The organism is Micromonospora echinaurantiaca (assembly GCF_900090235.1).
GTDB lineage: Bacteria > Actinomycetota > Actinomycetes > Mycobacteriales > Micromonosporaceae > Micromonospora > Micromonospora echinaurantiaca.
This window is the reverse complement of the sequence record NZ_LT607750.1, coordinates 5,700,846-5,715,897: the sequence shown is the minus strand read 5'-3', so window position 1 is coordinate 5,715,897 and position 15,052 is coordinate 5,700,846. Positions and strand designations below refer to the sequence as shown.

The 15,052-nt window shown below is 73.9% G+C and carries 9 protein-coding genes and 2 pseudogenes; 6 read left to right on the top strand and 5 right to left on the bottom strand.

Annotation, left to right across the window (positions count from 1 at the left end; translation table 11 throughout):
* Positions 1 to 259: 259 nt before the first annotated feature.
* The 5 genes from GA0070609_RS25745 to hemB are packed head-to-tail and all read left to right on the top strand — an operon-like array spanning position 260 to position 5,941.
* Positions 260 to 1,030: a redox-sensing transcriptional repressor Rex gene (locus tag GA0070609_RS25745; protein ID WP_088996178.1), complete on the top strand. Its 771-nt coding sequence runs from the start codon at positions 260 to 262 to the stop codon at positions 1,028 to 1,030.
* Positions 1,027 to 2,397, top strand: a complete 1,371-nt coding sequence (locus tag GA0070609_RS25740; RefSeq protein WP_088996177.1) for a glutamyl-tRNA reductase — start codon at positions 1,027 to 1,029, stop codon at positions 2,395 to 2,397. Before GA0070609_RS25745 ends, GA0070609_RS25740 begins: the two co-directional genes overlap by 4 nt.
* Positions 2,394 to 3,362, top strand: a complete 969-nt coding sequence (hemC, locus tag GA0070609_RS25735; protein WP_088996176.1) for a hydroxymethylbilane synthase — start codon at positions 2,394 to 2,396, stop codon at positions 3,360 to 3,362. Before GA0070609_RS25740 ends, hemC begins: the two co-directional genes overlap by 4 nt.
* Positions 3,359 to 4,939 (top strand): bifunctional uroporphyrinogen-III C-methyltransferase/uroporphyrinogen-III synthase, encoded by a 1,581-nt coding sequence (locus tag GA0070609_RS25730; protein WP_088996175.1) that lies wholly within the window; start codon positions 3,359 to 3,361, stop codon positions 4,937 to 4,939. The genes hemC and GA0070609_RS25730 overlap by 4 nt, the downstream gene beginning before the upstream one ends.
* 18 nt (positions 4,940 to 4,957) lie before the next feature.
* Positions 4,958 to 5,941, top strand: a complete 984-nt coding sequence (gene hemB, locus GA0070609_RS25725; RefSeq protein ID WP_088996174.1) for a porphobilinogen synthase — start codon at positions 4,958 to 4,960, stop codon at positions 5,939 to 5,941.
* 109 nt (positions 5,942 to 6,050) lie between these two features.
* Here hemB and GA0070609_RS25720 read toward each other — a convergent pair whose 3' ends face one another.
* From GA0070609_RS25720 to GA0070609_RS25710, 3 genes and pseudogenes are all read right to left on the bottom strand, one after another.
* On the bottom strand, positions 6,051 to 7,202 hold the full coding sequence (locus GA0070609_RS25720; RefSeq protein ID WP_088996173.1) for a hypothetical protein: 1,152 nt from the start codon (positions 7,200 to 7,202) through the stop codon (positions 6,051 to 6,053).
* A gap of 2 nt (positions 7,203 to 7,204) precedes the next feature.
* Positions 7,205 to 7,744, bottom strand: a complete 540-nt coding sequence (locus tag GA0070609_RS25715) for an RNA polymerase sigma factor (RefSeq protein WP_088996172.1) — start codon at positions 7,742 to 7,744, stop codon at positions 7,205 to 7,207.
* A 153-nt stretch (positions 7,745 to 7,897) separates the two neighbouring features.
* A pseudogene (locus GA0070609_RS25710) lies at positions 7,898 to 10,192 on the bottom strand (lamin tail domain-containing protein); the annotation flags it as partial.
* On the opposite strand from GA0070609_RS25710, the pseudogene GA0070609_RS25705 reads away from it, so the two are divergent.
* A pseudogene (locus GA0070609_RS25705) lies at positions 10,182 to 12,239 on the top strand (ATP-binding protein); the annotation flags it as partial. The pseudogenes GA0070609_RS25710 and GA0070609_RS25705 sit on opposite strands and share 11 nt — an antisense overlap.
* Positions 12,240 to 12,353: 114 nt before the next feature.
* Here the strand turns inward: GA0070609_RS25705 and GA0070609_RS25700 are convergent.
* Positions 12,354 to 12,893, bottom strand: coding sequence for a phospholipase (locus GA0070609_RS25700; RefSeq protein ID WP_088996171.1), 540 nt, complete (start codon positions 12,891 to 12,893; stop codon positions 12,354 to 12,356).
* A gap of 176 nt (positions 12,894 to 13,069) precedes the next feature.
* The gene (locus tag GA0070609_RS25695; protein WP_088996170.1) at positions 13,070 to 14,731 is read right to left on the bottom strand and encodes a glycoside hydrolase family 10 protein; all 1,662 of its coding nucleotides are present in this window, start codon (positions 14,729 to 14,731) and stop codon (positions 13,070 to 13,072) included.
* Positions 14,732 to 15,052: the final 321 nt, after the last annotated feature.

Genomic DNA, 15,052 nt, shown 5'->3' with positions numbered 1-15,052 from the left:
CGATTGGTCAGAGAAGTCGTAATTGAGCAATAATCGCCGAGCGGCGCCGGCACGGTTGCCGGATCGATCTTGCGGAATGGAGGGCCTGGTGAAGCCGCGTCGCGAGCTTTCAAGATCGCGATTTGTGCGTGCGTTCACAAGCGCCTACTCTGTAATTCCGACGCGCCCTGCTAGCACAGCCGGCAACCTCGGTCGCCAGCGGGAGTCCCGAAACGGCCGGCCACTGGAGCTGGACGAGGATCGCACCGCACGGAGTCTCATGAGTCAGCACCGTCACCCTGGCGCGCCCGATCGCGCCGGTGCCGTACCGGCGCTACCGGACCTGCCCGAGGCGACGGTCGCGCGGCTCCCCGAATACCTTCGTGCCCTGCACAATCTCGCCGAAACAGGCCACGAGACGGTGTCCAGCGAGGGGCTGGCCAGCGCCGCCGGGGTCAACTCCGCGAAGCTGCGCAAGGACCTGTCCCACCTCGGCTCGTACGGCACCCGCGGGGTCGGCTACGACGTGGCGCTGCTGATCGACCAGATCGAGTTCGTGCTCGGGCTCACCCAGCGCCGGGCGGTCGCCCTGGTCGGCGTGGGTAACCTCGGTCACGCCCTAGCCGGCTACGACGGGTTCGCCAGCCGCGGCTTCCGGATCGCCGCGCTCTTCGACGCGGACCCGGCGCGGGTCGGCGAGGAGATCAACGGCCTGGTCGTGCAGCACGTCGACGAACTGCCCCGGGTCGCCGCCGCGGAGTCCATCGCGATCGGCGTGATCGCCACCCCCGCCGCGGCCGCCCAGCGGGTCGCCGACCAGCTCGTCGCGGTCGGTGTGACGAGCATCCTGAACTTCGCGCCGTGCGTACTCTCGGTCCCGGAGGGGGTCGACGTGCGCAAGGTCGACCTCGCCATCGAGCTGCAGATCCTGTCCTTCCACGAGCACCGCAAGGCGTCGCTGACCGCGCTCCCCGCCACCGGTGGGTCCGCCCTCACCGCCCTGCCGGGCGGGCTCGCGGTCACCGACACCCAGGAGGCGATCGGCACGTGAAACTGCTCGTCGTCGGCGCGTCGTACCGCACCGCTCCGGTCGCCACCCTGGAGCGGCTCGCGGTGGCTCCCGCCGAGCTCACCCGCACCCTGGACCGCCTGGTCGCGCAGCCGTACGTGACCGAGGCCGTGCTGGTCTCCACCTGCAACCGGGTGGAGGTCTACGCCGCGGTGTCCGGTTTCCACGGCGGCCTCGGTGACATCTGCGCCGTGCTGGCCGAGCAGGCCGGCAGCCTGCCCGCCACGCTCGCCAACCACCTCTACGTGCACTACGACGCCGCCGCCGTCGACCACGTCTTCCGGGTCGCCGCCGGGCTGGACTCGATGGTGGTCGGCGAGGCGCAGATCCTCGGCCAGCTCCGTGACGCCTACCACTGGGCGAGCGGGGCGGACACCGCCGGGCGGCTGCTGCACGAGCTGATGCAGCAGGCGCTGCGGGTGGGCAAGCGGGCCCACGCGGAGACCGGCATCGACCGGGCCGGCCAGAGCGTGGTCACCGCCGCGCTGGAGCTGGCCGCCGGCCACCTCGACGGCGAGTTGACCGGCCGTCCGGCGCTGGTGGTCGGGGCCGGCGCGATGGGCTCGCTGGGCGTGGCGACCCTCTCCCGGCTGGGCGCCGGGCCGCTCACCGTGACCAACCGGGGGGCCGACCGGGCCGTCCGGCTGGCCGAGTCGTACGGCGCCGCGGCCGCCCCGATGGCCGAGCTGACCGCAACCGTATCCACAGTGGACATCGTAGTGGCCGCCACCGCGGCCACCGAACCGGTCCTCACCCGCGACGTGGTCAGCCGGGCGCTGGCCGACCGCGACCCCGACCGGGGTCCGCTGATCCTGCTCGACCTGGCCGTGCCGCGCGACGTCGAGCCGGGCGTGGCCGAGCTGTCCGGCGTCGAGGTGATCGACATCGACCGGATGGCCGCGCTGCTCGCCGACGGGCCGGCCGCCGCCGACGCCGCCGCCGTGGAACGGATCGTCGCCGCCGAGGTGGAGGGTTTCCTCACCTGGCTGCGCGGGGCGGACGTGGCGCCCACCGTGGCCGCCCTGCGCGGGCGCGCCGACGACGTGGTCACCGCCGAGCTGCGCCGGCTCGCCCAGCGCCGCCCCGACCTGACCGACGACCAGCGGGCCGAGGTGGCCCGGACGGTGCACCGGGTGGTCCAGCGGCTGCTGCACCAGCCCACCGTGCGGGTCCGTCAGCTGGCCGCCGAGCCGGGCGGCGACCAGTACGCGGCGCTGCTGCGCGAGCTGTTCGACCTCCAGGTGCCGCAGACCTCGCCGGTCGACAACGTCCCCGACGTCGTGGACACCGACGTCACCCCGGCGTTCGGCGCCACCGACGCCATTCCGCCCGCCGGAGGTGAGCGATGAGCACGCCCCTGCGCCTCGGTACCCGGGGCAGCAAGTTGGCGATGGCCCAGTCCGGCCACGTCGCCGAGGCCCTGACCGCCGCCACCGGGCGCCCGGTCGAACTGGTCGAGGTGGTCACCGCCGGCGACCGCTCGGCCGCGCCGGTGCACCGGCTCGGGGTTGGCGTCTTCGTCTCCGCGCTGCGCGACGCGCTCGCCGCCCGGACCATCGACTTCGCCGTGCACTCCTACAAGGACCTGCCCACCGCGGCGGCGCCCGGGCTGCACATCGCCGCCGTGCCGCCGCGGCAGGACCCGCGCGACGCGCTGGTCGCCCGCGACGGCCGGACGCTCACCGAGCTGCCGCCGGGCGCGGTCGTCGGCACCGGTGCGCTGCGCCGCATCGCCCAGCTGCACGCCCTCGGCATGCAGCTGGAGGTCACCCCGATCCGGGGCAACGTGGACACCCGCCTGGCGCGGGTACTCGGCCCGGAGGCCGACCTGGACGCCGTCGTGCTGGCCCGGGCCGGCCTGGCCCGGCTGGGCCGCACCGACGTGGTCACCGAGACGCTCGACCCGATGCTGATGCTGCCCGCGCCCGCCCAGGGCGCGCTGGCGGTGGAGTGCCGGGTCGACGACCCGGACCTGGTCGAGCTGCTGGCCGTGCTCGACCACGCACCGTCGCGCGCCGCGGTCGTCGCGGAGCGGGCGTTGCTGGCCACCCTGGAGGCCGGGTGCAGCGCACCCGTCGCCGCCTACGCCGAGCTCGCCGAGGGCGACGCCGGCGAAGAGATCTACCTGCGCGGGGCGGTGATCAGTCCGGACGGTACCCGTGACCTCCGGCTGTCCCGCACCGGTACGCCCGCCGACGCGGCGGAGATCGGCAAGGCACTCGCCGCCGAACTCCTCGACCTCGGCGCCGACTCGATCCTCGGCCAAGCAGGACCCACCGGCCCGGGGACCCAGCAATTTGGGAGCACAGAATGACCCGCACCCGTAAGCCCGTAGGCCGCATCGCGTTCGTCGGGGCCGGTCCCGGCGACCCGGGCCTGCTGACCCGTCGGGCGCACGACGCCCTGGTCGACGCCGATCAGGTGGTGTACGACCGGGGAGTCCCCGAGTCGCTGCTCGACGCCGTCCGCGCCCAGGCCAAGACCGACGCCCAGTTCACGCCGGCCGAGGGCGCGCCGGGTGACGTGGCGAAGGTGCTGATCTCGGCGGCCCGCTCCGGGCTGAACGCCGTGCACCTGGTCGCCGGCGACCCGTTCGGGCACGACTCGGTGGTCAAGGAGGTGCAGGCGGTGGCGCGTACCGCCGCGCACTTCGAGGTGGTGCCGGGAGTCGGCCAGGCCGAGGGGGTGGCCACCTACGCGGGTGTGCCGCTGCCGGGCGTACGGACCGCGGCTGACGTCGAGGACGTCAGCGAGCTGGACTTCGAGGCGCTGGCGGCGGCCGTCGGCCGGGGCTCGCTGGCGCTGGCCGTGGACGCCGGCGAACTCGCCGCGATCCGGGACGGGCTGCTCGCCGCCGGGGTGGACGGCGCCACCGCCGTCGGGGTGACCGGCGACGGCACCGGGGAGACGCAGTACACCACCACGTCGACCGTGGACAGCTTCGTCGCGGCGGCGCTCGGCTTCACCGGCCGGGTGGTGCTCACCGTCGGTGCCGGCGTCACCCAGCGGGACAAGCTCAGCTGGTGGGAGAACCGGCCGCTGTACGGCTGGAAGGTGCTGGTCCCGCGGACCAAGGAGCAGGCCGGCGTGATGAGCGCCCGGCTGCGCGCGTACGGGGCCATCCCGTGCGAGGTGCCGACCATCGCGGTGGAGCCGCCGCGCACCCCGGCCCAGATGGAGCGGGCGGTCAAGGGCCTGGTCGACGGCCGGTACGCCTGGGTGATCTTCACCTCGGTGAACGCGGTCCGCGCGGTCTGGGAGAAGTTCGCCGAGCACGGCCTGGACGCCCGGCACTTCGGCGGCGTCAAGATCGCCTGCATCGGCGACGCGACCGCCGACGCGGTCCGCGCGTTCGGCATCCAGCCGGAGCTGATCCCGTCCGGGGAGCAGTCCTCCGAGGGGCTGCTGGCCGAGTTCTCGCCGCACGACGAGGTGCTCGACCCGGTCGGTCGGGTGCTGCTGCCGCGCGCCGACATCGCCACCGAGACGCTCGCCGCCGGGCTCACCGAGCGCGGCTGGGAGGTCGACGACGTGACCGCGTACCGGACCGTGCGGGCCGCCCCGCCGCCGGCCGAGATCCGCGACGCGATCAAGTCGGGTGGCTTCGACGCGGTGCTCTTCACCTCGTCCTCGACCGTCCGGAACCTGGTCGGCATCGCCGGGAAGCCGCACGCGCGTACCGTTGTTGCCGTGATCGGGCCCAAGACGGCGGAGACCGCGACGGAGTTCGGCCTGCGGGTCGACGTCCAGCCGCCGCACGCCTCGGTGCCCGACCTGGTGGAGGCGCTCGCCGCCTACGCCGTCGAGCTGCGCGAGAAGCTCGCCGCCATGCCGGCGAAGCAGCGCCGGGGCTCGAAGGTGCAGGGGCCGACCGCCCTCCGCTTCCGCTAGTCGCAGCAGGAGGCCCGCATGTCGTACCCCGAGATCCGGCCCCGCCGGCTGCGCCGCACCGCGGCGCTGCGGCGGCTGGTCTCCGAGACCCGCGTCGACCCGGCCGAGCTGGTCGTGCCGATGTTCGTCAAGGAGGGGCTGACCGAGCCGCGGGCGATCGCCTCGCTCCCGGGGGTGCTCCAGCACTCCCGGGACTCGCTGCGCAAGGCCGCGGTCGAGGCGGTCCAGGCCGGGGTCGGCGGGATCATGCTGTTCGGGGTGCCGGCCCAGCGGGACCCGGAGGGCTCCGGCGGCATCGACCCGAACGGCATCCTCAACGTGGCCATCCGGGACGTGGTCTCCGAGGTGGGCGACGCCACCGTGGTGATGAGCGACCTCTGCCTGGACGAGTTCACCTCGCACGGGCACTGCGGCCTGCTCACCCCGGACGGCGAGGTGGACAACGACGCCACCCTGGCGGCGTACGCCGAGATGGCGGTGGCCCAGGCCGCCGCCGGGGTCGGCGTGGTCGGGCCGTCCGGGATGATGGACGGCCAGGTCGGGGTGGTCCGCAAGGCGCTCGACGCCGCCGGCCACACCGACGTCGCCGTGCTGGCGTACGCGGTGAAGTACGCCTCGGCGTTCTACGGCCCGTTCCGGGACGCGGTGGAGTCGGCGCTGGAGGGCGACCGGCGCACCTACCAGCAGGACCCGGCGAACCTGCGGGAGTCGCTGCGCGAGGTGGCGCTGGACGTCGCCGAGGGCGCCGACCTGGTGATGGTCAAGCCGGCGCTGCCCTACCTCGACGTGGTGTCCGCGGTCCGCGCGGCGGTCGACGTCCCGGTCGCCGCCTACCAGGTCTCCGGCGAGTACGCGATGGTCGAGGCGGCCGCCGCGAACGGCTGGGTCGACCGGGAGCGGGTGATGCTGGAGACGCTCACCTCGATCCGCCGGGCCGGCGCGCAGATCATCCTCACCTACTGGGCGGTCGAGGCCGCCCAGCTGCTCCGCCAGCGCTACTGACCCGAGGCTGGAAACACGAGCAGATCTTGGTGGCGAATTGCCCAGGAGGCGCCGTTCGCCACCAAGATCTCTCGTCGGCTCCGCTACACCAGTGACGGTGGCCAACGCGTTACCGTACGGCGACGGTCACCACGTCCACCGAATCGACCCGCGCACCCTCCGGTCGGGCCGTCCAGGCGACCCGTACCGTCGTCTCGTCGGCCCAGGCGACTCCCTGGATCCTGCCCGCCGCGGAGGCCCGGTGCGACATCCCGACCGGCCGGTCGGTACGGAGCGTCCCGGTGGCGACGTCGAAGACGGCGAGCCGCTGCTCGCGATCGCCCACCCGGTCGGGGAGGCGCTGGTACGGGACGGCGACCAGACGGCCGTTCGGCGACAGCCGGAGACCGTTCTCGCAGAGACCGTCGAGCGTGAGTCGGGCGATCCGCTTCCCGTCGGTCAGTCGGCGTACGTCCGTGTGGCAGCCGTCGTCGGTCCGCTGCTCGACCAGATGGTCGGGCCCCAGATCGGTCCGGCTGGCTGCCAACAGGTCGACGCCGGCGGTCGACGAGCGGAGCAACATCTCCTCCCGGCCCGTGGCCAGGTCGTGCGCCACGAGGCCACCGTCCCGGGCCAGGTAGGCGACCGTCCCATCGGTGCCGAGCAGTTCCACCCCGGCGCCCCTGACCCGGATCTCGCGCGCCGTCTGCACGCTGTCGTCGGGTCCCAGCACCACGAGCTTGACCGACAGCCCTTCGACGTCGGGGCCGTCCCGCCGGTGCACCCCCGGCCGCAGATCCGTGAGCTGCAGGCCGATCAGCCGTCCGTCGGCCGACGCGACGGTCTGCTCCCACCCGTCGGGTACCCGGTGCCGTCGCACCGTCCCGTCGGGCAGTACCTCGACCGCCGCGACTCCGGGGAGGCCGGCGTCCGGCCCGGTGCCGTTGTCGCCGCGCCAGGTCGCACCGGCCATGTCGATCAGCAGCCGCTGGGCCGGTATGGCGGCGGGGACGACTGGAGTCGCCGGTGGGCTGGTGGCGGGGGCCGCGGAGGTTCGCGACGGCGTCGCCGGCGCGGGTGCGGACCGGGCATCGGCCAGCATCGGGAGAGCGCCACCGGTGAGCGCCACCAGTGCCGCGAGTCCGCCGGCCGTGGCGGCCGCCCGCCGGCGGCGTCGGGCGCGCCGGCGGCGGTGCACGTTCGCGAGGTCGGCAGCGTGGGGCGGGGTCGTCTGCGCGGCCCGGTGCACCGCCTCGATCAAGTCCTCCGGTACGGCGGGCATGGTCACTCCTTCTCGGCCAGCGCGGCGCGCAGCCCGGCGAGCCCGCGGGACAGTCTGCTCTTCACCGTGCCCTCGGTCAGGTCGAGCACGGTGGCCGTCTCGGCGGTGGAGAGGTCGAGCAGGATCCGACAGACGATCACGGTGCGCTGCGCGGTGGGCAGTCCGTCCAGGGCCGACCGGGCGGCCAGCGCCGCCGGGTCGGGTCCGGCCTGGGACGGGTGCCGTTCGTCGGCGGCCGGCGGCCGCTCCCGGCGTACCTTGCGCCACCAGGAGGTGGCCCAGTTCAGCCCGACCCGGAACACCCAACCCGCCGGGTTGTCGAGCCGGCGCACCTGGTCCCACCGCGCGTACGCCCGCGCCATCGCCTCGTCGGCCGCCTCCCGGGCCAGCCCGTCGTCCCTGGTGGCCAGCGCCAGCGCGCGGTGGACCCGGTCGACGTGTGCCCGGTAGAACGGCTCGAAGGGCAGGTCCGGTTCGGGCTCCGGTCGCGCGGGAACGAGATCGTCCGGTGGTCGCGCCGGCGGTGCCACGTTCCTACCCATGCCAGGTACACGTCCGGCGCCGCGGATCCGTTCCCGGCTCGTGCCCGCCGTTTCGTTCCCGGCCCTGCCGCACCGTCGGTGGCCAGATGACCGACGGCCCGTCGGCCAGGCGCGAGCCTGGCCGACGGGCCGTCGTCTGCCGATCCGACCGGGTCAGTCGTCGTTCGAGATGGTGCCGGTGGCGATCGGGTCGGCCAGGCGCAGCCCCGGCACGCCGGCCACCACCAGGGTGAGCTTCTCGTCCGGCTCCGCCTTCCGGTCGCCGCGTACGGTCACCGGGAAGGCCAGCGAGGTCTGCCCGGCGGCCAGCGTGCGGCAGCCGACGTACGGGTCGTAGTCCTGGCCGGACCGGGCGGTGAGGCCGATGGTCGCGGCGCAGAGCAGCACCGGCTGGGAGAGCGGCCGGGAGACGGTGACGGTGAAGGTGAGCGGGGTGGTGCCCTTGTCGCCCTCGGCCACCGTCACGTCGCCGACGCTCAGCGTGGCCCGGGAGCGGAACCGGGCCACCTGCGGGTCGTGGTCGCTGGAACCGCGGGTGCCGTCACCGGCGTGCGCCGCCGGCCAGTCGGCGTTGATGTGCGCGGCCCGCATCTGCACCAGGTCCCGGTGCAGCGCCTCGTTGACGAAGAGGTGGTCCAGCGTCTGCGCCTGCCCCTCGAAGCTGTACGAGTAGGCCGACGACGGCACGTCGGCGAGCAGGTCCTCCCAGAGGTTGCGCAGACCCGCGTCGTAGAGCGGGGCGAGCTGGTCCGACGGGGTCGGCCGGTCGGCGGTGGCGATCGGGTCGTCGGGGCGGGGGAAGACGTTCAGGTCCCCGCCGTACACCACCCGGGCGTGCGGGTCCGCCGCCTCGATCGCGGCGACGATGGCGGCACCGTACGCGGCCTGCTCCCGCCGCTGCCCGACCCGGCTGTCCGGGCCCGACGAGTAGTGGTTGCTGGCCGCCCAGAGGGTGAACCGCTCGGCCGAACCGGGCGCCGCGGCCACGGTGAACTTGCCGAGCTGCGGGGCGCGGGTGAAGACGTTGTTGCCGTCCCGGCCGGTCGAGGTGTCCACGTCGGCGGGCAGCACCGCGTTGAGCGCCTTCGGGTTCTGCACGTCCGCGTTGCTGGCCAGCCCCGGCGCGCGGTACTGCACGGTCGGCGCCGAGCCCAGCAGCGGGTCGGCCGCGGTGGCCTCGGCCAGCGACACCCGGTCCGTGCGGTAGAGGAAGGCGGCGGTGATGCCCCGGCCGTCCGCGCCCGTCCGGTCGTACGCGGCGGCGTAGGCGGGACCGCCGGCCGCCGCGATGGTCAGCGCCAGGTCCTGCAGGCTGTCCGGCGCGCCGTCGGTGTTGTTGGTGCTGCCGCAGCTCAGCTGCCCGTCGGCGACGGCGCAGATGTCCTGGTCCTCGGCCTCCTGCACGAGGATCAGGTCCGGGCTGTGCAGGTCGGTGGTGATCTGGTCGGCGAGCGCGGCGAGCTGGTCGCGGTACTCCTGCTCGCTGCCCGGCACGTAGTCGAACGGCGGGCTGACCCCGGTGCACCCCGCGTTGCCGGCGAAGTCGCAGCCGTCGAACGGGTCGTCCCGGAAGTCGTACAGGTTCTCCACGTTGTAGGTCGCGACGGCGACCTCCTCCGACCGGTTGGCCGGCTGCGGCGGGTGGTTCGTCGACGGGTCGGTGCCCGCGGCGAACTCGGCCCGCTCGACCTGCACGCCGTACTTCTCGAAGGAGTAGTAGAGGCCACCGACCGCGTCGGCGCTCAGCGTGTCGAAGGTGTGCGCCGGCGGCAGCAGCGCGCCGCTGTCCCCGGTGGCGCCCTTCACGCCCATGCTGCCCAGCATGATCCGCTGCCCGTTGCCGTCGTCGAAGCCGCGGGTGGGGTCGTTGTCCAGCGGGTGCGCGTCGCGGAACACCCGGCGGGCGTACGGGTCGGCGCGGTCGAGCAGCGGGTCGTCCCGGTCGACCACCCACAGCTCGGCGTCGGCGGTGGAGGCGAAGACGTCCCGCCCGCTCACCGCACCGCTGCCGGCGCGTACCCGCAGCCGGGCGCCCTCGTGCCGCTCCCAGAACCGGCCCGCCGCGGCCAGGTCGGCCGGGGGCACCGCGTCGGTGACCGCGACGGCCGTGTCCACGTCGACCCCGGAGACGATCCGGCGGACCAGCGAGGCGCTGGAGAGCTGGGTCATGGTGAAGTACTCCGACACCCGGGCGCGGAGCACCACCTCGTCGCCGACGGTCGGCACGTAGCCGCCGATCAGCGAGGTGAACGAGCCCATGAACACGAAGATGCCGTCGGAGCTGGTCGGGTCGCCGTCGGTGGCGTCCGCCCGGCTCTGCAGGAAGAAGCCGCGCTGGTCCCGCCCGGAGGAGTCCCGGGCCAGGGTCAGCTGGGTGATCACGCCGCGCACGTCGTAGAGGGCGCTGCTGGTGCCGTTGCCGCTGGCCGGCGCGTACGGGCTGGTGGCGTTCGCGATCGCCGCCGTGCTCGGGCTGCGCCCGGAGCCCGGCCGGCCCATGGTGGAAACCCTGGTCGAGTACGCCGCCGCCCGCCGGACGCTGGTCGTGCTGGACACCTGCGACGCCCAGCCGGCCGCCTCGGCCGACGTGATCTCCCGGCTGCTCGCCGGCGGGGTGGGCGTGCGGGTGCTGGCGACCAGCCGGGAGTCGTTCGGCCTGCCCGGCGAGGTGGTCTGGCGGATCCCGCCGCTCTCGGTCGACCCGCCGGCCGACGGCGCGGAGAGCGACGCGGTGGCGCTGCTGCTGGACCGGACCGCGGCGGCCCGTGGCGGCCGGCAGCCAGACCCGGCCGAATCGGCCGACCTGCGCCGGGTGGTGCAGCGGTTGGACGGCCTGCCGCTCGCCATCGAGCTGGCCGCCGCCCGGCTGCGGGTGCTCTCGGTGGGGCAGCTCGCCGAGCGCCTCGACGACGTGCTCGGCACCCTCGACGCCGGCCGGGACGACCCGGAGCCGCCTCCGGTGGAGCGCGGCTGGACGGGCAACCAGCAGGACACGGTGGACCTGGTCGCGGCGGCGGCCGGCGCCACGCCGCCCACCCCGGCCAGCCGGGCGGTGCAGCGGTCGGCCACCGAGCGGCACCTCACCATGCAGGCGACGGTCACCTGGTCGTACCGGACGCTGGGGCCGCGGGCGGCCCGGCTGCTGCGCTGGCTGGCGGTCTTCGCCGGCCCGGTGGACCTGGCCACCGTGGAGTGGCTGCTCGGCGACGACCCGCTCGACCCGCTCTCGGTGCTGGTGGACAAGTCGATGGTGCTGGCCGAGCCGCACGCGGCGGGCAGCACCTACCGGATGCTCGACCCGATCCGGGCGTACGCGGCGCGGCGGCTGGCCGAGGCCGGCGAGGAACAGGCCGCCCGGGACCGGCACGTGGCCTGGTCGACGCACGCGCTGGAACGGGCCCACCTGGGCCCGGACGGCCGGCCGGTCACCCTGTCCCTGTACGCCCTCGATCCGCTCGCCGGAGAGCTGCGCGCCGCGCTGCGCTGGTGCACCACCGGTGGCAGCGCCCGGGCCGGCCTGCGGCTGGCCGGTGGGCTGGACCAGTGGTGGCGGGAGCGGGGCCTGGCCCGGGAGGGGCGGCTCTGGCTGTTCCGGCTCTACGGCCGGATCGCGGAGACCGGCGAGGCGATCCCGGAGGACGAGCTGGCGGCGGCATACCACATGCACTCGCTGCATGCCGGCGCGGACGGCGAGTTCGCCGAGGAGCTGCGCTTCTCGCAACGGGCCGAGGCGGCGGCCCGGCAGGCCGGCGACGCCGGCCTGCTGGCCCGGGTGCTCGCCGGCCGGGCCGCCCCACTGGTCGACATGGGACAGTTCGTCGAGGCCGAGCGGGTTTGCCGGGAGGTCATCGAGTGGGCACACGGCCAGGACGTGCTGGGCGACGCGCTGTTCGCCGTGTTCGGGTTGGCCGAGCTGCTCTGGCGGCGGGGCGCGCTGGACGAGGCGGCGGAGCTGCTCGGTGCCGTCCGCCCGGTCGAGGCGGCCCGCCCGGTGGAGCGGGGCCGGCGCTCGGTGGACATGCTGCTCGGCATGGTCGCCCTGGCCCGGGGTGACCTGGTCGCGGCGCACGAGCACCTGCTGGTGGCGCTCCGGTCCCGGATGAGCCACGGCTTCCACGGCCGGGCCTGCGACACGCTGAACGCGGTGGCGGTGCGGTGCGCCGCAGGTGGCGAGTCGCTGACCGCGGCCCGGCTCTTCGGTGCGGCCCAGGCCACCCGGGCGAGCCTGCGCGCCACCCCGGGCATCTACGGGCCGTACTGGGCGGAGCGGCAGGCGCAGCTGCGCGGGGAACTGGGCGACGCGGCCTTCGACGACGCGTACGGCGAGGGGGCCGAACTGGGCCTGGAGGAGGCGGCGGCGCTCGCGCTCGGCGTGGAGCACCCCGACCTGGCGGCGGACTCGATCCGGTTCACCACCGGCGCGCCGACCCCGTCCCCCCGCCGCCCACCGGCCGACCCCCATCGCCACCCCACCCCGCACACCGAACACGCCTGACCCGCCCGCCCCGCCCCACCCCACGACACAGTTGATCAAGGGGTTCGCGTCAGGATCCGGCCCGGATCTGACGTGAACCCCTTGATCACGGGGTATCACCGGGGGGCCACCGGGTCAGGAGCGGGCGGCGGCGCGGCGTTCGGCGTCGGCCTTCATTCGGGCGGCGCGGTCGATGTCGGCCTGCTGGACGGCGGCGACCGAGCCGAAGATGCTGACCGCCTGGTAGTAGGTCCAGGCCAGGCTGTAGCAGGCGGGCCGGACGACCGAGTTGTACCTGGCGCAGACCCGCTTCAGGTCCTCGTAGAAGGCGCTGTCCAGGCGGGACTTGTTGGCCGGGAACTGGCCCATCGCCTTGTAGTTGCGGTACCCGAAGTCGTGCCGGTAGCAGGAGAGGTTGAAGGTGAACCCGAGCGGGTTGTCCGGGCTGGACGAGCAGTAGTCGGTGGACCAGTCGAACGCGTACTCGGCCCAGGCGCTCTTGTTCAGCCGGGCGGCGTTCCAGGAGTTGTAGCTGGTGGCGCTGGTCTGGGTCCAGCTGGACAGGACGGAGAGCTTCTGCTGCGGCGTGACGGCGGCGGCCGGGCTGGCGATGCCGAGCGCGACCAGCAGACCGAGTGCGCCCGAGGCGAGGAGGGTGGCGAGACGACGGGGCATGACGGACCTCCGCGAGGGTGTGCGGAACTCGTGTTACCGGCGGGTTACCGGGTGTCGATTAGTGTCGATGAAGCGTCCGCCCCGGATCTTGTATCGCTGCGAACTATTGGTGACATCAGTTGAAACAGACGAATGCCCCGGGCGTCGGGTGACGCCCGGGGCATTCGGTGGGTGGGTCAGCGTACGACGTGCGGCGGGCTGAGCGGGCTCTCGTTCGCCAGCCGGTCGAGCGCGGTCACGTAGTACGTGTAGCGCTTGCCCGGCTCGGCAGTGGTGTCCACCCAGGACTGCACCGCGCCGGGGGTGGCCCGGACGGTGTCCACCAGGTGCGCGGCGTCCGCGACGTCGCACTTGCCGGCCAGGTCGAGGCCGTCGAAGCGGTAGATCGCGTACGAGGTGGCGGTGCCGAGCGGGCCCATCCCGTCGGCCGGCTGCCGCCAGCGCAGCCGGACCCCGGCGTCCTCCCGGGCCGACCCGGTGACCACCGGCATGAGCAGCGGCTTGGCCGGCAGGTGCGACATGGTCGGGATCAGCGCCGGGCGGGAGTAGTGCTCGGCGGCGTAGATGTCGGTGGCGCCGAGCCGGTTCGCCCGGACCTGGACCGCGGAGAAGTGCACGTTGCCCAGCACCTCGGGGTGCTCCCGGTTCAACGTCAGGTGGTTGGACAGCTCCTGCGGGTTCATCCAGAACGAGCCGTACACCGGGTCACCGCTCTTGTAGTCGGCCTGTCCGATGTAGAGCTGCACCCGGGTGCCCTTCACCACGTCGGCCCACCACGGCACCAGCCGGGCGTAGTCGGCGGCCGGGTACTGGCCGATGTACCAGTACAGCTGCGGCACCACGTAGTCGATCCACTCCTCCTTGACCCACTTGCGGGTGTCGGCGGAGATGATGTCGTACGACTGGCTGCCGGTGGTGTCCGAGCCGAGCGGGTCGGCGGACTTGTTACGCCAGATGCCGAACGGGCTGACGCCGAACTTCACCCACGGCTTCTCGGCCTTGATCTTGGCGTTCATCTCCTGGACCAGCAGGTTGATGTTGTCCCGCCGCCAGTCCGCCTTGTTGGTGAAGCCGCGGTTGTACGCCGCGAACGTCGCGTCGTCGGGCACCTGGTGGGTGCCGCTCGGGTACGGGTAGAAGTAGTCGTCGAAGTGCACGCCGTCGATGTCGTACCGCTTGACCGCGTCCATCATCGCGGTCTGTACGAACTCGCGGACCTCGGGGATGCCGGGGTTGTAGTAGAGCCGGCTGCCGGCGACGCCGGCCGGCGGGTACGCGAAGGTCCACTCCGGGTGCTCCCGCGCCGGGTGGTTCGGGGCGAGCTGGTTGATGTCCGCGCCGGCGCCGCTCGGGGCCGGCATGGAGACGCGGTACGGGTTGAACCAGGCGTGGAACTCCAGGTTCCGCTTGTGCGCCTCGGCGACGACGAAGGCCAGCGGGTCCCAGCCCGGGTCCTTGCCGCGTACCCCGGTCAGGTACTCCGACCAGGGCTCGTGCGGCGACGGCCAGAACGCGTCGGCGGTCGGGCGGACCTGGACCACGACGGCGTTGTGGTTCAGCCGCTCGGCCAGGTCCAGCCAGCCCAGGTATTCGGCCTTCTGCGCGGCGATCTGGTCCGGTGCGGTCCAGGACGCCTTGGTGGGCCAGTCGATGTTGGTGACGGAAGCGATCCACATGGCCCGGAACTGCCGCTTGGGCGTGGCCGGGTCGGTGACGCAGGTGGTGGTGGCGGAGACGTCGGTCGCCGCCGCTTCGGTGGCGTGCGCGGGGGTGCCGGCGACGAGCGCGCCGAGCAGTGCCGCGGTCAGCCCGGCGGCTCCGAGCCGAGTTGCCTTCATGCGGTGTGTCCCTTCGTCGGGAATCCCGTGGCAGGTTTGGTCGCGGCGGCCCTCGGCAAGATTCGCCGTCGGCTATCTGCCGCTGGTAGAAAATTTTCACACCAGGCATGCCGGGCGCAAGGGGTCCACGCCGGAACGGTCCGTCCGTCGGATAGGCGCCCGTCTGCGCCGGGACGTCACGTTCCTGCCTGTGATCGGGCGCACACCTGGCGTGCTGACCGGGTTGGCCCGATGGATGGCGGTTGGCGGGGATCCGCTCTGGGTACCGACGGCGGTCACCGGCCGCCACCGTGGTGGTCGGCACGGTGGGAGGGGTGACCG